Consider the following 18893-nt stretch of genomic DNA (forward strand, 5'->3'; position numbering starts at 1 on the left):
ACCATTCACGCCCTGCAACGGTTGAGGATGAAGAACAAGCTCAGGACTGTTCGACCTCTGTCATGAGCAGGCGCAGGGTCAGGGAGTGCTTCTCCGGCGGGAGCGCGTCCAGCGCCGTGCGGGCGTGGGCGGTGCCGGCGGTGCCGGCGGTGATGTCGCCGGAGCGGGCCGGCATCAGCCCCCGGTGCATCTCCAGGTGGGTTGCGAACCGGGGCAGCGGGACGGGTAGCTCGGCGCGGGTTGCGTCCTGGGCCGCGACGGCTGTGGCCTCGTCCCCGAGCCGGCGGCAAGCAGGGACGTGAACCCGTTGACGCGCCGGAAGGGGACGGCGTAGTGGAAGGTCTGCTCAGCCGGGCGGGTGAACCCTGCGCCGAGGAAGTCGGAGGCCACCACGGGGGCTATGGCGGCACCGGCCGCGTCGGTGAGGAACTCACGTCGGTCCACTTGACCCTCCAGAACGGCCAGCGGCACGTCCAGCACCACGGACAGGCACCGCAGGTAGTAGGCGCCCGGCGTCACCGCACCGCGCTCCCACCGGGAGACGTACTCGCGGGTCAGGACCGTCCCGTACCGGGCGTTGATCCGGTCGGACAACCTGTCCTGCGACCATCCTCGCGCGGTGCGCAGGTCTCTGATCAAGTCCCCCAGGTCCATCACCCCATCCTTCCTTCCTCTACCGATGCCCCTGGTGAGGGGGGATCAGATCACCGACGGTATGCGTGCAGGGGGCACGTCGAAGGGCGCCGGTGTGGGCGGTCGAGGAGCGGTGAGCAGGATGACAACTGAGCATCGTCGCCGCAGTACCGCGGCGGTGGCCAGGATTCAGCCGAGCCAGACGATGCCCAGGACGGACAAGCGCCGGGTGAGCCGGTTGGCCACGTAGACGACGGAGAGCTGGCCCACGGACGCCGCCCGGACGTCCTCGCCCTCCGGATCGCCGGCGTTCCACTGGGGCCAGCCCCACGGGGAGCGCACCGCAATGTCCAGGACGTCGCGGGCCGTCTCCCGAGCCGGCTCGGGGAGCTCGGCGAGGGTCTTCGCGGCCGGCGGGGACAGGCGCACCGCCCACGGCTGTTCGGTCACGGGCGGCCGCCGAGGACGTCGTCCAGGTCCACGACGTCGGAGTCGTCCTGTCCGGAGTCCATGAAGTCGTCGGCGTCCGGGGCTGCGGCCACGCGCAGTTGCCAGGTGCGCACCACCTCGTGCAGAGGGGTGAGGCTGAACGCGGGGCAGGCGTCCTCCAGGGCCTTGGCCCAGTCCCGCTCGAACGCAGGCACCCACTGCTCGGCCGGGCGGCCGGCCCGGAGCCGGGCAAGGAGTTCGGCCGCACCGCCAGGGGCGGGCGCGTACGGGGCAGCGGAGGCGGGTGTGGGGTCGGGCTGGGCGCTCATCGGCCGTCCTACGGCAGGTGCTACGGCAGGTGCTACCGGCCACCGTAGAACGGCGTGTCCTCGGATATCACGTCTTCTCCAGGAGGCCTCGCTGGGGGGCCGCAGTCGCCATGGCCCCGGCGGCCCGGCTCCCGGCCGAACGGGCGGGGCGGCGGGAGCACCGCACGAGTGTCCTGATCTCACGTCAGATGTCTGGATGATCACAGGCCTTGGAAGGCGCACCTGCGCGCCGAGGGCCGGGCCGTGCGAACCCGACCGCGCGTGTACCCCTACGCTGGTTCCCGCGGATCTTCAACAGTGCAACGAAACGGAGCGTGACGGGTGACGGGGGCGAACGGCGCGGAGCTGGTCGGCAAGGCTCTGGGCGGGCGGTATCTCGTGACCGCGATGATCGGGCGCGGTGGCATGGGTGTGGTCGCCCGGGCGGTGGACCAGTTGCTGAACCGCGAGGTCGCCGTCAAGGTCCTGCGGGCCTACACCGACGCCTCGCCGGCCGAACTGGCCGATCTGCGGGTCAGGATGCAGCGGGAGGCGCAGGCCGCCGCCCGTATCCGGCACAGCGGTGTGGTCACCGTGCACGATGTGGTCGAGGAGCAGGGGCTGCCGGTCATCGTCATGGAGCTGGTCGACGGGCCCTCCCTCGACGACGTGCTGGCGGAGCGCGGCCCACTGGACCCGCGTGAAGCGGCCGCGATCGGCGCCAAGCTGATGGACGCGCTCGACGCGGCACACCGGGCCGGGGTCCTGCACCGGGACGTCAAGCCCGGCAACGTACTGCTTGAGCGCAGCGGCCGGGTCGTACTCACCGACTTCGGCATCGCCAGCATGGAGACCACCGGCGACGAGGCCCTGGCCAAGCTGACCCAGAGCGGTCAGATCGTCGGCTCCCTCGACTATCTGCCTCCGGAACGCGCGCAGGGCCGGGAACCGGGTGCCGCGTCGGACATCTGGGCGCTCGGCATGACGCTGTACGCGGCCGTGGAGGGCTCTTCGCCCTTCCGCCGTACGTCGGTGTGGTCCACGCTGGCGGCGATCGTCGGCGAAGCGCTGCCGGAGCCCCGGAGCGCCGGACCGCTCACCCCGGTGCTGCAGGCGCTGATGGCCAAGGACCCGCTGCAGCGGCCCGACGCCGGGCGGGCGCGCGAAATGCTGGAGGCGGTTGCCGGGGTCAGGACGGCGGACCTCGCGCCGGCACCGGCCCCCCAGCCCGTCCCTCCGCCGGCCTTCGGTCCCCCCGCCGCGCCGTTCTCCCCGCCCGCCCCCCAGCCCTTCGCCTCCTCCTACACGCCGACCGACGCCTACGACGCCCCTCCGCAGCCGGGCGCCGCGCCGGGCACGGTCCCCGGCATACCCGACGGTCACGGCAGCCGATCCGAGACCAGTGCCACGACCGTCCGCACGCGGGGCCGCCGCACCCGTGCCGTCGTCGCGGTGGCGGCCGCCACTGCCCTCACCTGCGGCGGAGTCGCCTACGCCCTGATGGACACGCGGGGCGACGCGGGCGGCGGCAGGTCGAACACGGCACTTGCGACGGCGAGCAGCGCCGCCGACGGTGACATGTCCGACGGCCCGGCCAGCCCGGGAGGCCTGACGTCCGCCACCCCCTCGAAGAAGGGCGAGGGCCGGCAGACAGGTCCCACGCCGACGCCCGGCAACGGCGGCTCGGCCACGAAACCGTCCGGCTCGCCGAAGGCAACGACCAGCTCCCCGGTGAAGGAGCCCGTCCCAGTGTCGACGGCGTGCACCGGTTGGGCCCACTCGAACCGCAGCGACGGCTACGGGTACGCGGCCCAGGAAACCCACCTCTACACCGGCCCGTACGCGGAGTGCTCCTATGTGACCGTGGTCAAGTCCGGCGTGAAGGTCTACTACCACTGCTACGTCACCAATGCCCACGGCAACAAGTGGATCTACGCCCGTATCGAGGGCACGAACACCGAAGGCTGGTTGGTCGGCGACAAATCCACCCTGAAGAGCGGCACACTCGCCCGCTGCTGAGACCGATCCGCACCCCACCGGAGGGTGAGTTGCGGGTCGCGGGCCGAGGCGGTGTCCGGGCTTTCCGGCCTGGTCACGTACGGGGCGTGTCTCGTCCGGGGGTGCTCGGGGCTGCTGTCCGGCCGTTCGGTGAGCAGAGCTCGGACCCCGGGTTCCGTGCCCGTCCCCTGCCTGCACCTGTCCTCGCGGGTCTCCGCACGGACGACGTCCGCTGCGTACCGGGGCCGGTCGCCGGCAGCGTCCCGGTCCACGGGGTACTCCGCGGCGCCGTGCCATCCGCACGCGCACACCGCCCGGAATGCCTCCGCGCGCGGACGGCGGGACCTGCCGTCGTAGGCCGACCAGTGCGTGGTCGACGGCACGTCCGAACCACTCCCGACATCGAGGTACACCGGGCCCGGCGCGGTGCCGCCGGCGAGTACACCCGGCCGCGCCCTTGCTGCACCCCGTGTCCGGCCCCCCGCAGCAATCGTTGCCTGTGCATGAACAAGATCTTCAAGCCGGTTCTGAGCGCCGCGGCCGTCGCCGGCGTCGCCGTCCTCGGCGTCGCGGCCCCCGCGTCGGCCAACACCATCGGGGACAACGTCGGAGCCCTCCTGATCGCCAGCCAGAATCAGGGCGCCAACGCCGGGAACGACGGGTCCACCAGCAGCCACGGCAGCAGCAACGGCAACACCCTCGCCAACAACATCGCCGACCAGTCCAACGTCGCCCTCATCAACACCGCGAAGGTCGCCGAAGACGCACTCGTGACCGCCTGACCCCGTACGGGGTCAGGGTGCTGCCGACCGGGGCGGTGACCGGCAATGTGTGACGGCTGCCGGGGTCCTGCCCGCGGTCGACAGCGCCACGGGGCCGGAAGCAGCCCGCGCGAAGGCGGCTGCCCGCAGTCGCCATTGCAGCCCGCATCCGGTGGGGTCTGCAGTTGACACGCTCGGACGAGGCGGCGTCGGCGCCCTGTGCCCGGGCGTCGAACAGGCGCTGCGCGTACGCGGGTGAGAGGTTGACGGTGAGGCGGCGCATGCGGCCCTCGTCGGTCGTGCGGACAGGTTGCGGTGTAGCCGAACCGGGCTCGCCCTGAGCGGTACGCAACCACGTCCATGGCACGGTGAAGAGGACCTTGTCGTCGTCTGATGAGGGGTCCGCCCGCTTGAGCCCGGCCCTGACGCTCGCTCCGAGCTGAAGGTTCCGGCCGTTGGTCGAGGCGACCTTGGCCAGCACCGCGGGGTCGGCCGGATACACCTTGCCCTTGAGGGGATCATTCCGCTCCGCGTCGGTGTCGATGACGGCAGCGTCCGAACACCTCGCCCACGCGGTGCATCAGTACCGCGGCCTCGGCCAGATCCACGGTCTGCCGGTCCGCGGCACCCCCCTTCCCCCGTGCCTTGTCGCACGGCAGGCAGTGCAGGGCGTCAAGCACCCACTTCGCCGGGGGTTTGTCCGCGCACGCCGCCACGCACAGCGCGTTTCGTGTTCTCCATGGCGATGGACACTTGGTCCTATCAAAAGAACACGGACATCACGCCCACACCGCACCTGGACAGCCCGTAACCCACACGGCGTAGCGCTCGGCTGGTTTGGGCCTGTGCCTTGACCTGGATCTCCAACCCCGTACCGCTGCGCATCCGGGGGTGCCCCGGCATGCGGTCCTGCTTCCTTCCGGATCAGCTTGGTGCTGTGAACAGCGAACCTCTGATAGTGGTGGAGCCGCCGGACAGTCGTGGATTGCGGGAGGTCCGCGTGCGGGGTGAAGCCGTGGGACGGGCCTGGTCTCTGGGCGACCTGCGCAATCTGTTGGGTCGTGCCGGAGTCCCGAAGGACTTGGACCTGGATGCCGGTGAGCTTGTGCATTGGCGGGGTGGCGGATCCGAGGTCTGGCCGGACCGACCCTGGAGACGGCGGGCAGCTTCTGTCCTGATGGCTGCGGGGCTTCTCATCACTGCAGGCGTGCTCGGCAAGATAGGGGAAACGGACGTCTCTGATGCCCTGACTTTCGGGGGACGCGCAGCAGGCGCCACATTTCTGTTCGCCGGCGCCGTGGAGGCGATCGCGGCAATTTCCACCTTCGATTATCTGGGTAAACGGCGCTGGGTCTACTCCGGAGCAGCGGTTCTCATAGGCGTAGTGATCGCACTGGCCTTGAATGCCCTACTGCTCGTCATGCAGATTGATGCCAGAGAATACACTCACTACGCCTGGGTCTGGCCCACCGCCCTGGTCTGGTCTTTCTGGGCACTGTGGAAGATAAACCCTCAGCAGGTATGGAATACGTCACCCCATCCTAAAAAAGTCGCGACCGGCGCCGCAGTAGCTGGGCTCATATCCCTCGGAAACTTGCTCTACTCGCGGGTGTACGTACCGTACTCCAGCCCTCTCACCCTGGACCTGGTAGTCAAGTTCGAGGAACCGAAGTTGAACGCCAAGGGCACCGTCTTGTACGTTCCTATGACCGTGACCGTCAAGAACAACGGAAAGGTTCCGCTTTACATCCTGGGCACTCTCTACAGAGTCTACGGACGTTCGGCAGCCTTCACCGAAAAGACCAGGGATATTGCAGACTGGAAAACCGACATCCAGGCCGGCGAGAGTGTGGAGCGGAACACCAGGGTCATGGGACGTGAGTTGATAAGCTCCGGTGAGGCCATGGAAGACTCCGGTGGTTCTTCCTTGGAGTCAGGTGACACCGTGGTCGAGGAAAAGATCCTGACCATCCCTGCAGACTCGGAATTTGATTTGATCGAAGGCGTCGCCGAAGCCGTGGTCATAAGGACGGATCGGGCAACACTCAGCCCGGACTTCATATCGTCGGGCACTACGTCATGGAATGAAAGTCTTTCCCATGTGGAAGATGCCCCCAAGTGGGTGGCTGATCCAGGAGATGAGTACCTCAAATACCAGGCTCGACTCTATTACAGCAACGAGATTCTCAATGCCACCCGCCGCCCTCGATACGCCACCATTTGGTGGGTTACCCACACATCGCCGGATACACAAAAGAGTTACCTACAGGCAACAATTTCACTGAAAAATGAAGAAGGGCGTAGGCCCAGCGCACTTGATTGGCAGGAAACTTCCACTGGTTACGGCCTGTATTTCTTTACCAGCGGCACGGCACGGGAGCCCTTCGCGGCACTCATAAAGGCTCCCACGGAACCGCCCTGACAGATGACTGACCTCCAGGCCGACCGGTCCCGGGCGTAACGGGGCCCGCGGCAGGGGCCACTCCGCCTGACCAGGTGCGGCCGTCCGCATCACCCGACGACCGCACCGTGCAGCAAACACAGCAGCGCCCGGACGCGAGCGGGTCCGGGGCGCTGTTGTTCGTTGTCGGTGCCGAGTTGGGGGTTCACGCCGATGGCGACGATTGTGCGGTCCAGGCGGTGCGTCTCGTTCGCCGTGAGCTTGGTGAGTTGGGTGAGGGCAGGGCTCGACCATGATGACGCGAGAGCGGCGGGCGGAGGGGTCAGACGACACGGAGCTGCTCGTCGGCGAGGCGGGCGAGGTGCGCGTCGCAGGCGGTCTCCCACAGCATGCCGGTCTCCGGGGCGGGGTAGCCGTGGGCGGCGATGTCCTCCAGCACCGAGGTACTCCCTGGCCAGGCAGCGCGGCCACCTCGTACAGCACGATCCGCTCGAATTCCGACACGTCACGCGGCAGGCGACTCCCGTCGTCGGAAGCCTCGTCGATCGCCATCAGCAGCCGCATCTACCGCTCCTGGTTCGCCTTCCTTCTCTCCGCCGCGGCGCAGTCGGCGGCAAATCGAGCGCTTGCGATCGCCATGCGACGGTCTGGGTCACGGCGCTGGCCCGGAGGGACAGGGCTGCGCCCCGGCCCGATGCCGCTGGAGAGCCCGGACCCGCGCACCCGCCCGTCCGGCCCCGAGGGTCCGCTGAGCGGATGACGTATGTGGTCGCTGGCCGATCAGGGCCTGGGGGCTTGTGGGTGTCTGGCCCCCTGGCAGACGGCCGCCCCTCCTTGATCTGTGCAACTCGACTGTTCCGACCAGCTGTGATTGGGGCACCAGGCCTTCTGTGTTCCTTGATCATCCCCCGTGCTCCCAGGTGCGGGCGGGACAGGGGACCGCCGAGGAATGAGGGGGAAGCGGGGGATCGTGGAGAAAGCGGGACAGGTCGCGGCCTGGCTGGCGACCGCGCTCGTGGGGCTGTTGGTGGGGGTGATGGCGGCCATGGAGGTGAGCGGGGCGCTGGAGCGGGAGCGGGAGTACCGGGCTTCCCCGGTCTGCACCTCCGTGCCGGTGATGGCGTCAACATGCGTGCGGGAGCAAGCGTTCATGGTGCGCGAGAGCGCCACCAACGTGGGCGCCGATGGGAAGGACCCGGCGGCGACGTTGCTGCTCCCGAAACGGCAAACCGTGGAACGTGGCGTTCCGTAACACCGGTCAGGTGTTGTCGCGGATGCGGCCGGGTGACCCGGTTGTCGGCGTGGTCTGGCACGGGGGCGTCGTCGAGGTGCGGGATGCCGACGGGCTGCGGCAGCAGACGACGCTCCGCCCGGTGGGGTGGCCGGCGGACCGGCTGGGGGGCGCTCTCGCCCTCATCTCGTTCGGACTGATCGCCCTCGTCGGCTCGCTGTGGGCAATCGTCAAGCGCCCCGACCGGCGGCACCACCGCGCGGCAGCCATGGTGCGCTGGCACGGCGCCGCCCTGGGTGTCACCGCCATTCTGACGCTGTGGGCGCAGGCGAACAACAACTGGCCCATGTTGTGGACGTTCGCGTAATTCCCCAGGTGCCCGTCTGGCTGGGGGCTTGTGACTCGTCTCGTCAGAAGTCGACGCGATGCTCGGCAGCCGATGGGTCATCGACGGAGCCGTAGCGCAAGACGACGCGCGCCGGCCGGAACGGCAGGTCGTTCAGGATGGGTGCCATGACAGCGAAGAGTGCATCAGCGTCCGGTCCGTAGGCGTAGAGGACTACCTCGCCTCCTCCGTACTCGTTTCCGTCGAACTCGCCGACGTCGGCTTCCTCGATCGCCTCGGTCAGCAGGGACTGGGCCTGGCGGACGACCTCCCGTTGGCTTGGTTCGCCGAGGCCGTCATCCGCCAGTCGATAGTGAGCGATGACGGCATGCTCAACGTCGGCTTCTGCTTCGTCTGTGTCGGCCATGCGGGAAACGATCTCATCCCGGACCGACATCCTCGCCAGCTCGGCCTGAGCGTGCTCATGGCGCCGAACCTGATCGTCTTCATCGTCCGCGCACCGCGGTCCGCCACCCTGGTCGACAGCACCGGCATACGCATCCGCGGAATCACCCACACACGACGGGTGGCCTGGCAGGACGTCCAGGACATCAGGGACGGACCCCTGCGGGGAGCCGACGGCGGCCTCATACCCCGTGTGATCGCATACGCCTACCTGACAGGCGGACGGCGCAAGCTGGTCAAGCATCCGGACGACAAGGACTACGAGGTCGACGCGAGATCGCCGTCCTGAATGCCGCCCGAGCCGAACTCCGCGGCACGGACACCGCGCCGGACGTGCCGGCCGCCTGACCGTCCGGTCCTACCCTGCGATGCGTCAGATGAGGGTAGGACTGCTCGACCAGGTCCGGCACAGCCGTTATGGCCTGCAGGGACAGGGCCGGAGCCGGCTGCGCGGGCCGGCGTCGGCCGAGCCGTGTAACGGCTGCGTCGTCCTGTACTTCTCCTGACCCACCACTCCACCTGGTGATGCGGGGCAATCACGAGGTGGCGGTGATTACCCCTCACGCAGCCCCCACCGCCTGTCTCGGCGCCCTCGCCTACACCGTCAGCAAGGTGGACCTGGCGAGGGAGGGCGAGCTGGGCATGCCGGGCTTCCCCGCGCCGACCGAGGCCTACGCCTCCGTTGCCGACGTCGAGACCGCCCAACTGGCCAACGCGGCTCTCGGCCTGCTGATGGCCGTCGTTGCGCTGCTTGTCGGCCGCCTGCCGCGGACCCCTCTGATCCGCTGGCCGGCGCTCGTCGTCTCCTGGGCGGGCATCGCGATGGTGGGAGCGGGCGTTCCCGGCTTCGGCGCCCGCGCCGCGGGCCTGGCACCGAGCCTGGGTCCCCCCTCCCCACATGCCCACCGCGCTCGCAGCATTGCTCGTCGGAGCCGTGTGGGTGACGGCCTGGACCATCGCCGCGGTCTCCGCCCCCCGCAGCAGCCGCAGGCGGTACGCCGCCGGCGCCGATCTGTGAGGTTCGGAGTCACGAGTCGGCGCAACGGGTCGGCAGCGAACCATCACCGGCTCAACGACGAGCAGCAACGCCGACCGGGAGAACTGGGATCGGCACCGGAAGAGACCGCGCGGGCCCCGCAAGGCTGCCCTGAGAGCCGGTGTCGGCGTACGACTCGACGTCAGGGGGTACGCCGACATGCGTCAGCTCCTTCGCCGCAGACCGGCGAGCCGCGGCCCGAGCGGCTCGATGTCGCGGGCAATGCGCTCGGCCAGCCAGAGCCATGGGGTCGTTCGCGGTCCACTGGTGGTCGGTGCCGAGCTCACCGGCGTCGAGGGTTGTCGGTGCGGCCCTGCCGTGGAAGGGGCCGCACCGCACGCGGGCGGTGAGCACCGTAAGACCGGGCAGACGGGCCAGGAGCTCAGTGGCCAGACCAGGGCAGTCCCGGCCGTGCCGTCGTAGGCACGACGCTCAGGTTGCGTCGCGCTTCCCGGCCGATGGCGAGGGTGGTTGCTCGTCGCGGCTCTCCGGGGTGAAGGCGTCGCGGCGGGCGAGGGTCACCGACAGAGGCAGGCCCAGCCGCTCGGCCGCGTGGCGCCGGACACGCACCTGCGCTCGGGTCCGGGGCCGGAACGAGGGGAGCCGCGAGCAGCCGCAGCCCGGGCGGTGATCGTAGGTCAGTCCCTCTGCGAGCACGGCCGCGACGACGGACCATGCCTTCGTGTCACGTCGTCGGGGCGCGGCGAAGTCATAGCCGGCGAAGGCGAGCTGCTCACGACAGCTGGTACAGATGCGCTTCCGGATCGGCCACGTGCTGCCCTTGAAGGCGAGCCGGCACGCGACGCACACGTAGTGCCGGAAGGCGCCGTTGAACGCGTGGTAGCACATGGCTCGACAGAGTACGCGTCGTCCGCAGGCGGTCCCAAGCGGATTCGTGGTGGCCGATCCGGCTGGTCGGCCGCCCTGCCGGCCGCTGTAGCGCACGAGGGGTGTGGGTGAGCGAATAGCGGGACGCGCTCGTGGTGGCCAACGCTTCGGCGGACATACCGTCGTCGCACAGCGCCGACGGCCTCCCGGCCCATCCGGGTGGCGACCTGCTCCAGCACACCCATGGCGCGCAGCGCGGCCAGCGGCCGGTCCGCGGCCGCCGCGGTCAGCTGCCATGCCGTCTCGACCAGGAGCACGGCCAGCGGCGCGGCCGCATCGTGGCCAAGGACAGGTGTCGGCGTACTCGCCGATGTGCCCAGTGCGGTACGCGCGAACAGGCTCAGCCTGTCATGTCGTACTCGTCGACATCCAGGACCGCACCAGTTACGGCAAGGAAGTCCAACACGTCCCGATCCAAATGCCAGCCGAGGAGATGGGGACCCTCCGCGGCGTCCGCCGGATCCGCCCCGGCTTGCCTTCGGCATCCCTGAAGTAGCGCACGATCTGCAGCCTTGCCGCGCTTCCCGGCTCGGGCTCCTGATTCAGCTGTCTCGCGAGCTTGGCGATGCGATCTGTGTGCGGCCGGAGCCGGTCCAGGACATGGGCGACCTGATCGTCGACTCGCAGGCCCGGCTCCCGGCATACAACCTTCCAGCTATGGCAGACCGGTATCGCCGGCTCGGTTCGGCGGCTTCCGCGCACTGTCGTCTCATCGGGCTCGATGCCCAACAACGCCGTCATCTCCTGCGCGGAGGTGCGCTCGCTGGACAGTGCGAAGTAGACGTACTGGTCAAGAGGCATCCCGGGAGAGTACCTGTGCACATTCAGCTGTACACGCCTGAGACGTTCGGGTGTTCGCCGACAACCACCCCTGGACCGTGCTCGTCCGACCTGACCGACGCCACATCGCCCGGCCGGTGGCGGTGGCTTCGTCCTGGCGGCCGCCGTCCCGAGCAGGGCTGCGCATCGTGCCCGGGCCGCCTGGCACCGCACGCTCTCTTCCCCAACCGGTGACACCGTCCTAACGTCGTGTCATGGACATCGTGCGGATCGACCGTTCGAACCCTGACGTCGTCGACGTGGTGCTTCGCGAGGAAGTCGGGCCGCTCGTGTCCGCCGCCGAGCGTTGGCCCGGGGAGGTCATCGGGTCGCTCGCCGCCGGCGCCCTCTACGGCACCCCGGTCTATGTGGTCATGGCGGTGATCCTCAGTCAGGGGCCCGGCCGGATCTGGGCTGCGGTCGGGATCGCCGCCGCGGTGGGACTCGTCGTCAACACGTTCGTGATCTTGTACGGGGCCTTCCGGAACGTGACCCGGTTGCGGTTGTCGCCCGCGGCCGCCCCGGAGACCATGACCCTCGTTCGGGGCTCCCGCACGGACCGGCCCACGCCGCTCACCGACGTACAGCAGGTCTGGATCGACCACTCCATCGTCGAGTCGTACAGGAGTGACCGGAAGCCGGTGTCCGCCAAGATCACCCTGTATGTGCTCCTGAAGAACGGCCGCCTGATCCGGCCCATGCCACTCCTCCCGTGGACAACCGACACCACGCCCCTCCACCAGCAGCTGCAACAGATACTCGCCCCCGCCGCCGTCCAGGTGGACCTGGTCGTCCAACGCCGCGTGCAGTCCCCTCCGTGGATGGCCGTAGGCCACGGCGGCTCGACCGGCAGCGGAGGCTGACAAGATCCTGCAGCTCCGCTGCCACATCAGGGTGCGCGTGCGTCGGTCGGCATTCACCGGGGCCGACTCAACGACGAACAGCGGGCCCGGCTCGGCGAGCTCGGCGTCAAAAAGGCCCCACGGGCGCGCAAGGCCCCCGCGAAGACGGCCATGGCAACCCGGGAGTCGTCCTCGGCATCGACTGGGCCCGGCCGCTACCCGTTCCCCTTCCACCCCCGGCCGGGCGGCCTGATCGAATGAGGCGGAGAAGAGGACGGCACCGTCTACTACTTCCTCCCGGAGGAACCGGAACCAGCCGACTGGCGAGTGGTGGTGGAAACGGATGAGGGCGAGTGGCACGAAGTCCCCGGCACCTTCACCGAGTTCCTGCTCGGCATCGCCGAAGGGCCCCACCGTCCCGCCTTCCTGGGCCGCTACCGTCCCGGCCCCTGCATCCGCTACCACCAGAACCCCGCCTTGTGAGCCATGCCGAACACCCAGAAGCACGACCCGAGCCGGCCAGGCACGGCCGCGACTCCCCCGACAGGCCCTCGTCAACAGCTTCGTCGATCGTCTCCAGCGGTCGCACCGATTGCACCCCTGCACTGGGTGGAGCCTGCCGTTGACGCGCTGGACGAGGTGGCGTCCCACCCGGACACAGTGCTCACGTCCATGTGCGGCGCCGCCGGTGCGCCCCGGCGGGGTTCAGAACGAGGCGTCGAAGTAGTCGATGCTGGTGCACTCGACCCGGAGCTGATCGGGTCGGGTTCCACCGTCCTTGTCCGGTCGGTCGCCGGGCAGGTGCGCTCCCCCTGTTCCGGCCGGATCACGCGTGGCTGAGGATGACCACCAGCGCGGTGGCCTCGGCGAAGATCTGGACCGCGAGTGCGGCCTGGCGCGCCTTCACGGTCGGCGCGGCCAGTGCGGCGAGGAGCGCCACCGCGCCGAGGCCGGCGCTCCACTCGAACAGCCAGCCGGGCAGTCCCGGGGTGCACTGCTCGCCGTAGGTCACGCACCGGGAGGCCCGCTCCGAGGCCAGCGTCAGGATGCCGGTCGCCACGGCCGCCGGCAGGAACAGGAAGGCGGCCACGGCGGCCCGCAGCCGGGTACGGTCCGTCGGCGAGGGGGACTGCACCGGGCGGGCGGAGAGGGAAGGGGATGCGTTCATGCCCTCATCCAATGCGGGTGACTTGCGCCGCACAGCCGCCGGGCTACTCATCTCCGGGTGACCGCGTACTCAGACGTGGTCGATCCGCTGTCCTGCGGCGCCCTCGCAGACGCCGAAGGCGGGGTCGCCATGGCCGCGTCGTGGTCAAGGTTTCGCTGTCGTCGGTACGCCGTCCGTTCGGGCAGCAGCACAGCCGCACCTCCGACAACGGAGCAGTCTGCTACCAGCAACAACGCCCCGAAGTCCGCTGTCCCTCGCCCCCACCACCCCGAAGCCAAGAGATCGCAACCAGCCGTTTTGCGGGAGACGAGGGCCTGTGACGGCCCTGGGGCGGGCAGTGCAGCGACCGACGGCTCGCAGCGGGAAGTGGCGAAGACCTTGCGGTCCTTGCGGCGGGCGTTCCTCCGGTTGAGACCCGGAGCGCGTGGACCGGCGGCTCCGCTTGCGGATCGCCACCACCGCTGCCCGAAACGCTTCGGCCCGGCCGACAGCGCGGTCGTGCACCACTCCGCAGGACTCCCGAGATCACTGGTACCGGTCTCGCCGCGGGCCGTACGCCAAGGGCGGGAGAATGCTGCCGCTACGTCTCCCGATGCCGGACTCGCCCGCCTTGATGACTGAATACCGCCCTATTGGACAGCGTGGCCGGTTCTGAAGCCGCGGTGTTGTCGGGGAGTTGGCACCGGGACATGATCACTTCTCGTACAACCTGACTACCCACCCGGGAGCCGAGACGTGATAGCAAACCCTTTCCACGGGATGAGACCGGACGGCCTGCCAGCTGCCTTCCGGTACCTGCAACCCGGGGCCACAATGCAGGATTCCGGTTCCTGAGCAACGGACGTTGCTGAAACTCACCTGCAAAGCCACTCAGAGGAAATCGGGGGCATTTCGTCTCGGCCCCCGCGCAGGCCGTTCTCAGCTTCTCCCGCACTACGACATCTGCGTAGGCACGGCCGTTCACGCCGAGCGGGTCCGCGTGGCAGCACGGCTTCATGCATGCCGCCCCGCACGCCGGGCGCCGCCACTGCGCCGACGCAGACCACGCGGTCGGACACGCGTCGTCATCACCTGCCCCGATGCAGCCGACCCGGCCCGAACGGGGTGGTGGTCGGAGCCGGCTCTGACCACGACAGTCCCTGGTCGGCCGAGCAAGACACGGCCATCCGCCCGTCAACTGCCCACGGCACACGACCGAGGCTGTCTCGCGCGTCCACTGGCTCTCCTCGTGCCGGTGTTCTACCGCTATTCGGCGCGACGACGCAGAGGTGCGCGGCCATGACGTGATCAGCAGCTCGCCACGTTCTCGTCCGCCGTGCAGCTCTCTCGCATGCCCTGCATTCACGAAATTCCACTGTCGAAGGAGTTCTTGATCTTCATGTACAAACACTCGGGGTTTCTCGCCCTCACCACGGTGGGCGTAGTCATGTGCACCGCTGGTCTCACGCCATCGGTCAGCCAGGCAGCCGGCAGTCCCGACGGCGAGAAGGGGTCCTACGCCGAAGAGCACGGTCTGACAGTGGATGACATCGGGCACATCAACGCACTGAACGAGAAGGCTCTGAATCTGGGTCAGCCCGGCAAGCCGTCGGGAGGGTTACTGCCGAGTGCCACCGAGTCCCTCAGGGCCTCCGCATCGGCCGGCGACAGGGTGACCCCTCCCGCCGAGCCGCTCGACAGCATGCCTGACGCCTACCGGGCCCGCGGAGACAGGGCCAGTACCGGCATCAGCAACTACATACGCAAGTGGCAGCAGGCCTACAGCCACCGCGACGGCAAACCTCAGCAGATGACCGAAGAGCAGCGGGAGCAGCTGTCCTACGGGTGCGTCGGCGTCACCTGGGTCAATTCGGGCCCCTACCCGACGAACAAGCTGGCCTTCGCGTCCTTTGACGAGGACGAGTACAAGAAGGCTCTGGAGACCACCGGCCCACGGCCGGGCGAGACGCGGGCCGAGTTCGAGGGGCGCATCGCCAAACAGAGCTTCGACGAGACGAAGGGGTTCAACCGGGCTCGTGATGTGGCGTCCGTCATGAACAAGGCGCTGGAGAACGCCCACGACGAGGGGGCCTATCTCAGCAACCTCAAGGCAGAACTCGCGAAGAACAACGACGCTCTGTGGAAAGAGGACAGTCGTTCGAACTTCTACTCGGCCCTGAGGAACACACCGGCCTTCAAGGACAGGAACGGGGGCAACCACGACCCGTCCAAGATGAAGGCGGTCATCTACTCGAAGCACTTCTGGAGCGGACAGGACCCCAGGAACCCCTCCGAGAAGAGGAAGTACGGCGACCCGGACGCCTTCCGCCCCAACCAGAGCACAGGCCTGGTCGACATGTCGAAGGACAGGAACACCTCGCGCAGCCCCGTCAAGCCCGGCGACAGCTACGTCAACTTCGACTACGGCTGGTTCGGGGACCAGAAGGAAGCAAATCCCGACAACACCATATGGACCCACGCCAACCACTACCACTCGCCCGGCGGCGCCATGGGGCCCATGCAGGTATACGAGAGCAAGTTCCGCAGCTGGTCCAGCGGCTACACGGACTTCGACCGCGGAACCTACATCGTTACCTTCATACCCAAGGACTGGAACACCGCACCCGCCAAGGTGAAGCAGGGCTGGCCGTAACACCCCGCCCCTCACCGCGAACACTCCCTCCGCGCAACTGCCCCGCCCCACCACATGCCACATGCCACATGCGGAGCGGGCAACCCTTCGATCACCCACACTCCCGCTTTCGCGGCCCGATGACCGCCCGCGCACCGGCGGGGTGCTGAGAGCAGCGCCGTCGGCCGACGGTGGCCGGCGGCGCTGTGGCCTTCCGCGAACGTGGGATCGATCTGGCAGCGGTTGCGCACGCGTTGCGTGCAACGCTGCTGCGGCATCCTTGGTTGGCGGGTGAACTGGCGGGGCGGCCCGCGCTCGGCCCCAACTCGTTGCGGCGGTCCGAGTCCGCGCTGCGCGCCGCCGTCGCGCTCACGACCGACATCACCCTGGCCTCGCAGGCGCTCGGCGCCGTGCACGCGTACGTGCTGGGTTCGGTCGCCGCCCAGCAGGCCCTTCGACGCGCGGAGCAACGTACCGGGGGCTCAGCGAGGAGGAGTGGCAGCGCAGCGTCGGCCCCTACATCAGCGAGGTCCTCGCCGCGGGCGAACACCCGATGCTCGCCCGCCGCGTCCTCGAAGCCGAGGAACCCGACCCCGACGTCGAGTTCGTGTTCGGCCTGGACTGTGTGCTCGACGGGCTCGCGGCCCGACTGGGTCGCTGAGCGGGTCGGTACGCGGCCGAGGGCGACGACCTTGCCGTCGAGGCTGCAGGCCGTGGGGACCGGGTTGATCGACGCTGTGCGGGCATCCTTGATGAACACGAGGAGGAGCCAGTGCAGTTGCGCAACGTATTGCCCGGCGATGTCGATGCCTATGTTCGGATGCGATGCGATCCCGACATGATGGCTGACCTCGGCGGCCCCCAGCCGCGTGAGGAGATGGCGGCCAAGGTTCGCAGGGATGCCGAGCAGGCGGCCGCGGACCTTGCTTGGTTCAAGATGATCGTCCCTGATCCTGCCACCCCCGAGGTGGTGGCGGGGACGGTCACCCTCTGGTCCCACCACACCGATGACGGACCGATCTCCGAGATCGGCTGGATGGTACTTCCGCGGTTCCAAGGGCAAGGCCTGGGCAAGCGCGCCGTCCGCATGCTCCTGGCCCGGGCCCGGGACGAGAGCCGCTGGGGAGTCGTGCACGCCTTCCCGGCGACGAGCAACGCCGCTTCGAACGGCATCTGCCGCTCGGTCGGCTTCCGTTTCGTCTCCGAGACCGACGTGGCCTTCGCCGGACGGGTCTTCAGGACCAACCACTGGTCCGTGGACCCCGGAACGGACCTGGCCTGACGGGATCGGTGCGACCGGCGTGGTCGGCCGGCCACGGGGGGAGGACGATCAGCAGCGCGAAGGCGGTGAGGACGGTGAGGGCGGTGAGTGTGCGCAGGTTGTTGAAGAGATCCCGGCGTCGCAGGATCTCCGCGTGATCGGCCGGGGCCGAGGCGAGCGCCCATTCCTTGATCTCGCCGTTGAACGGCACGTTGCCGAGCCGGGTGATCAGGAAGGACGCGAGGGTCGGCAGCCCCGCCCTACCCACTCGCACTCCACGCGTGAAGGGCAGGGCGCCTGCACCCGGACGTGCCCCTCCGGACGTGCTGCCGAGGAAGGCGGGGCAGTGACACTGGACGTCCCAGTCCAGGTCGCAGAGGGGACGCCGTATGCGGGTGCAGCAGACCGGTGACGAGCAGCGGAAAGGACCGCAGCGCTCGGGAGCCGCGCAGGCCGCGCGGCAGTCCCGGTCCGGCGGCGCAACGACCGCGGAGTCGATGCTGCAACTCCAGCGCCTCGCCGGGAACACGGTGGTCTCCCGCCTCATCGAGGCACAGCGGCGCGCGCACGCCGCGGAGCTGCCGTCGGGCCCCGCTCCCGTAGTCCAGCGTATGGAGCAGGACGAGCTGCACCAGCATCCTCCGGGCCCGGCGCTGCGGGTGCGGGGTCCCCGCAACTCCCGCGCGAAGGACCGTACACCGAACGCGTTGACGGCGGACGAGTGGCAGAGTCTGCCGCAGGCCGTCCGGGACGCCGTCAACAAGCAGCGCATAGCCGTCGACGCGGACCCGCAGACGCTCCAGGAGACCGACCAGCTGCTCCACTACAACCTGGGCAACATGCGCAGGCTCGCGCCGGACGTCCCTCCGACGGCCGGACGCAATGATGTACTGGAGGGCATCGGGCGCGCCGACCCGCGCACCCGCGGCCACTGGGACCGCCAGGACGCACGCGACGCACAACTCGGCCGTGACGCCCGAGTCACGCGCGACGCGTACACGGAGACTCCCGAGGACCGGCAGCAGCGCCACCAGTCGGTGGAGGACACCCTGGCCGGCGCCGGCTCCCAGGACGCGATGGGCGACCTGCGCGCGCTGCTGGAGCAGTTCGAAGGCGTGGCGATCGGTGGCACCCACTCCGGGGCACGCATCTGGCAGTTCCTGTGCACGCACATGGATGAGATCCGGGCCGCCGGCGTGAGCACCCTCTACCTGGAGAGCATCCGCGACGACGGATACCAGTCATTCGTCGACGCGTACCTCGCCGACGGGACGATGAGCCCCGAACTGCAGACGTTCGTCGCCCGCTACGACAGCAACATGAACCTGGGCGCGACCGGACTGGGAGCGGTGCTGGAGGCGGCCCGGACACACCACATCCGGGTCAAGGGCCTCGACGGCCGCCCGGCCCGCCGCCCCCCGATGTCGGCGACCGCCCTCTACCAACGCGTCGCCGCCATGAACACCTACGCCGCTCAAGCCGTCACCGACGACCGGCGCCACCCGTCGGCGGCGGGCGGCTACCTCATGGAACTGGGCAGCGCCCACACCGGCATGTACGCGGGCCCGCCGCAGAACGCGTCGGTGCACGGGGCGGAGTTCCGGGCGGACGAGGGCTTTCCCGGCGTGGACGACCTGCTGGGCATACCGGCGGTCGGCTATCAGGACGACGACCGCTTCCGCCGCCTGCCCAACTCCTGACGGCAGGCCGCCGGGCC

At 69.1% G+C, this 18893-nt stretch carries 20 protein-coding genes and 2 pseudogenes; 13 read left to right on the top strand and 9 right to left on the bottom strand.

All coding sequences use genetic code 11. The features are described from left to right. Nucleotides 1–40: 40 nt before the first annotated feature. From IE257_RS38850 to IE257_RS06020, 4 genes are all read right to left on the bottom strand, one after another. On the bottom strand, nucleotides 41–175 hold the full coding sequence (locus tag IE257_RS38850) for a hypothetical protein (protein WP_268251384.1): 135 nt from the start codon (nucleotides 173–175) through the stop codon (nucleotides 41–43). After that, a complete protein-coding gene (locus tag IE257_RS06010; RefSeq protein ID WP_229920151.1) occupies nucleotides 175–654 on the bottom strand; it encodes a helix-turn-helix domain-containing protein in 480 nt (159 codons plus the stop codon). The genes IE257_RS38850 and IE257_RS06010 overlap by 1 nt, the downstream gene beginning before the upstream one ends. Nucleotides 655–822: 168 nt before the next feature. Next, the gene (locus IE257_RS06015) at nucleotides 823–1083 is read right to left on the bottom strand and encodes a hypothetical protein (RefSeq protein ID WP_189965415.1); all 261 of its coding nucleotides are present in this window, start codon (nucleotides 1081–1083) and stop codon (nucleotides 823–825) included. Continuing rightward, complete coding sequence (locus IE257_RS06020) at nucleotides 1080–1391, bottom strand: DUF6247 family protein (RefSeq protein WP_189965417.1); 312 nt, start codon at nucleotides 1389–1391, stop codon at nucleotides 1080–1082. The genes IE257_RS06015 and IE257_RS06020 overlap by 4 nt, the downstream gene beginning before the upstream one ends. Before the next feature lie 387 nt (nucleotides 1392–1778). Between IE257_RS06020 and IE257_RS06025 the strand changes: the two genes are divergently transcribed. The 5 genes from IE257_RS06025 to IE257_RS06050 all read left to right on the top strand — a co-directional run bounded on the left by IE257_RS06025 (nucleotide 1779) and on the right by IE257_RS06050 (nucleotide 8128). Then, nucleotides 1779–3389, top strand: a complete 1611-nt coding sequence (locus IE257_RS06025) for a serine/threonine-protein kinase (protein ID WP_189966191.1) — start codon at nucleotides 1779–1781, stop codon at nucleotides 3387–3389. 482 nt (nucleotides 3390–3871) lie between these two features. After that, nucleotides 3872–4150, top strand: coding sequence for a hypothetical protein (locus IE257_RS06030; RefSeq protein ID WP_189965419.1), 279 nt, complete (start codon nucleotides 3872–3874; stop codon nucleotides 4148–4150). Nucleotides 4151–5306: 1156 nt separating this feature from the next. Continuing rightward, nucleotides 5307–6551 (top strand): hypothetical protein, encoded by a 1245-nt coding sequence (locus tag IE257_RS06040; protein ID WP_189965421.1) that lies wholly within the window; start codon nucleotides 5307–5309, stop codon nucleotides 6549–6551. Between the two features lie 949 nt (nucleotides 6552–7500). Then, nucleotides 7501–7782 carry a hypothetical protein gene (locus tag IE257_RS06045; RefSeq protein WP_189965423.1) on the top strand — a complete coding sequence of 94 codons (282 nt, stop codon included), beginning with the start codon at nucleotides 7501–7503 and terminating at the stop codon, nucleotides 7780–7782. Next, the gene (locus tag IE257_RS06050; RefSeq protein WP_189965425.1) at nucleotides 7769–8128 is read left to right on the top strand and encodes a hypothetical protein; all 360 of its coding nucleotides are present in this window, start codon (nucleotides 7769–7771) and stop codon (nucleotides 8126–8128) included. Before IE257_RS06045 ends, IE257_RS06050 begins: the two co-directional genes overlap by 14 nt. Before the next feature lie 43 nt (nucleotides 8129–8171). On the opposite strand, the gene IE257_RS06055 is transcribed toward IE257_RS06050, so the two are convergent. Further along, nucleotides 8172–8513, bottom strand: a complete 342-nt coding sequence (locus IE257_RS06055; RefSeq protein ID WP_229920152.1) for a hypothetical protein — start codon at nucleotides 8511–8513, stop codon at nucleotides 8172–8174. A 57-nt stretch (nucleotides 8514–8570) separates the two neighbouring features. Between IE257_RS06055 and IE257_RS06060 the strand changes: the two genes are divergently transcribed. Beyond that, nucleotides 8571–8840 carry a PH domain-containing protein gene (locus IE257_RS06060; protein ID WP_189965429.1) on the top strand — a complete coding sequence of 90 codons (270 nt, stop codon included), beginning with the start codon at nucleotides 8571–8573 and terminating at the stop codon, nucleotides 8838–8840. A 1179-nt stretch (nucleotides 8841–10019) separates the two neighbouring features. On the opposite strand, the gene IE257_RS06070 is transcribed toward IE257_RS06060, so the two are convergent. Both IE257_RS06070 and IE257_RS06075 read right to left on the bottom strand, forming a co-directional pair. After that, entirely contained in the window at nucleotides 10020–10436 is a 417-nt protein-coding gene (locus IE257_RS06070) for a hypothetical protein (protein WP_189965431.1), read from the bottom strand. A 423-nt stretch (nucleotides 10437–10859) separates the two neighbouring features. Next, nucleotides 10860–11276: a DUF4279 domain-containing protein gene (locus IE257_RS06075; protein ID WP_229920153.1), complete on the bottom strand. Its 417-nt coding sequence runs from the start codon at nucleotides 11274–11276 to the stop codon at nucleotides 10860–10862. Between the two features lie 233 nt (nucleotides 11277–11509). Here IE257_RS06075 and IE257_RS06080 point away from each other — a divergent pair, with 233 nt between their 5' ends. Further along, nucleotides 11510–12157, top strand: coding sequence for a hypothetical protein (locus tag IE257_RS06080; RefSeq protein WP_189965433.1), 648 nt, complete (start codon nucleotides 11510–11512; stop codon nucleotides 12155–12157). 309 nt (nucleotides 12158–12466) lie between these two features. Further along, on the top strand, nucleotides 12467–12619 hold the full coding sequence (locus tag IE257_RS06085; protein WP_189965435.1) for a hypothetical protein: 153 nt from the start codon (nucleotides 12467–12469) through the stop codon (nucleotides 12617–12619). 343 nt (nucleotides 12620–12962) lie between these two features. Here IE257_RS06085 and IE257_RS06090 read toward each other — a convergent pair whose 3' ends face one another. Next, entirely contained in the window at nucleotides 12963–13304 is a 342-nt protein-coding gene (locus IE257_RS06090) for a hypothetical protein (RefSeq protein ID WP_189965437.1), read from the bottom strand. 1378 nt (nucleotides 13305–14682) lie between these two features. On the opposite strand from IE257_RS06090, the gene IE257_RS06095 reads away from it, so the two are divergent. The 4 genes and pseudogenes from IE257_RS06095 to IE257_RS06105 all read left to right on the top strand — a co-directional run bounded on the left by IE257_RS06095 (nucleotide 14683) and on the right by IE257_RS06105 (nucleotide 17197). Then, complete coding sequence (locus tag IE257_RS06095) at nucleotides 14683–15936, top strand: protein-glutamine gamma-glutamyltransferase (RefSeq protein ID WP_189966193.1); 1254 nt, start codon at nucleotides 14683–14685, stop codon at nucleotides 15934–15936. 185 nt (nucleotides 15937–16121) lie between these two features. Next, a pseudogene (locus tag IE257_RS39325) lies at nucleotides 16122–16349 on the top strand (TetR/AcrR family transcriptional regulator C-terminal domain-containing protein); the annotation flags it as partial. A 53-nt stretch (nucleotides 16350–16402) separates the two neighbouring features. After that, a pseudogene (locus IE257_RS38855) lies at nucleotides 16403–16576 on the top strand (TetR/AcrR family transcriptional regulator C-terminal domain-containing protein); the annotation flags it as partial. 111 nt (nucleotides 16577–16687) lie between these two features. Then, nucleotides 16688–17197, top strand: a complete 510-nt coding sequence (locus IE257_RS06105) for a GNAT family N-acetyltransferase (protein WP_189965441.1) — start codon at nucleotides 16688–16690, stop codon at nucleotides 17195–17197. Here IE257_RS06105 and IE257_RS37925 read toward each other — a convergent pair. Continuing rightward, on the bottom strand, nucleotides 17151–17444 hold the full coding sequence (locus IE257_RS37925; protein WP_229920154.1) for a hypothetical protein: 294 nt from the start codon (nucleotides 17442–17444) through the stop codon (nucleotides 17151–17153). The genes IE257_RS06105 and IE257_RS37925 overlap by 47 nt on opposite strands. 121 nt (nucleotides 17445–17565) lie before the next feature. Here IE257_RS37925 and IE257_RS06115 point away from each other — a divergent pair, with 121 nt between their 5' ends. Next, nucleotides 17566–18876, top strand: a complete 1311-nt coding sequence (locus IE257_RS06115) for a TraB/GumN family protein (protein WP_189965443.1) — start codon at nucleotides 17566–17568, stop codon at nucleotides 18874–18876. Nucleotides 18877–18893: the final 17 nt, after the last annotated feature.

This window comes from Streptomyces avidinii (assembly GCF_014650695.1).
Taxonomy (GTDB): domain Bacteria; phylum Actinomycetota; class Actinomycetes; order Streptomycetales; family Streptomycetaceae; genus Streptomyces; species Streptomyces avidinii.

What these genes read in the sequence shown, in the direction of transcription:
- IE257_RS06075 (WP_229920153.1), bottom strand. Translation starts at nt 11,276, where the DNA reads ATGCCTCTTGACCAGTACGTCTACTTCGCACTGTCCAGCGAGCGCACC.
- IE257_RS06030 (WP_189965419.1), top strand. Translation starts at nt 3,872, where the DNA reads ATGAACAAGATCTTCAAGCCGGTTCTGAGCGCCGCGGCCGTCGCCGGC.
- IE257_RS06070 (WP_189965431.1), bottom strand. Translation starts at nt 10,436, where the DNA reads ATGTGCTACCACGCGTTCAACGGCGCCTTCCGGCACTACGTGTGCGTC.
- IE257_RS06040 (WP_189965421.1), top strand. Translation starts at nt 5,307, where the DNA reads ATGGCTGCGGGGCTTCTCATCACTGCAGGCGTGCTCGGCAAGATAGGG.
- IE257_RS06025 (WP_189966191.1), top strand. Translation starts at nt 1,779, where the DNA reads ATGATCGGGCGCGGTGGCATGGGTGTGGTCGCCCGGGCGGTGGACCAG.
- IE257_RS06055 (WP_229920152.1), bottom strand. Translation starts at nt 8,513, where the DNA reads ATGGCCGACACAGACGAAGCAGAAGCCGACGTTGAGCATGCCGTCATC.
- IE257_RS06080 (WP_189965433.1), top strand. Translation starts at nt 11,510, where the DNA reads ATGGACATCGTGCGGATCGACCGTTCGAACCCTGACGTCGTCGACGTG.
- IE257_RS06060 (WP_189965429.1), top strand. Translation starts at nt 8,571, where the DNA reads ATGGCGCCGAACCTGATCGTCTTCATCGTCCGCGCACCGCGGTCCGCC.
- IE257_RS38850 (WP_268251384.1), bottom strand. Translation starts at nt 175, where the DNA reads ATGCCGGCCCGCTCCGGCGACATCACCGCCGGCACCGCCGGCACCGCC.
- IE257_RS06010 (WP_229920151.1), bottom strand. Translation starts at nt 654, where the DNA reads ATGGACCTGGGGGACTTGATCAGAGACCTGCGCACCGCGCGAGGATGG.
- IE257_RS06115 (WP_189965443.1), top strand. Translation starts at nt 17,566, where the DNA reads ATGCGGGTGCAGCAGACCGGTGACGAGCAGCGGAAAGGACCGCAGCGC.
- IE257_RS06090 (WP_189965437.1), bottom strand. Translation starts at nt 13,304, where the DNA reads ATGAACGCATCCCCTTCCCTCTCCGCCCGCCCGGTGCAGTCCCCCTCG.
- IE257_RS06095 (WP_189966193.1), top strand. Translation starts at nt 14,683, where the DNA reads ATGTACAAACACTCGGGGTTTCTCGCCCTCACCACGGTGGGCGTAGTC.
- IE257_RS06020 (WP_189965417.1), bottom strand. Translation starts at nt 1,391, where the DNA reads ATGAGCGCCCAGCCCGACCCCACACCCGCCTCCGCTGCCCCGTACGCG.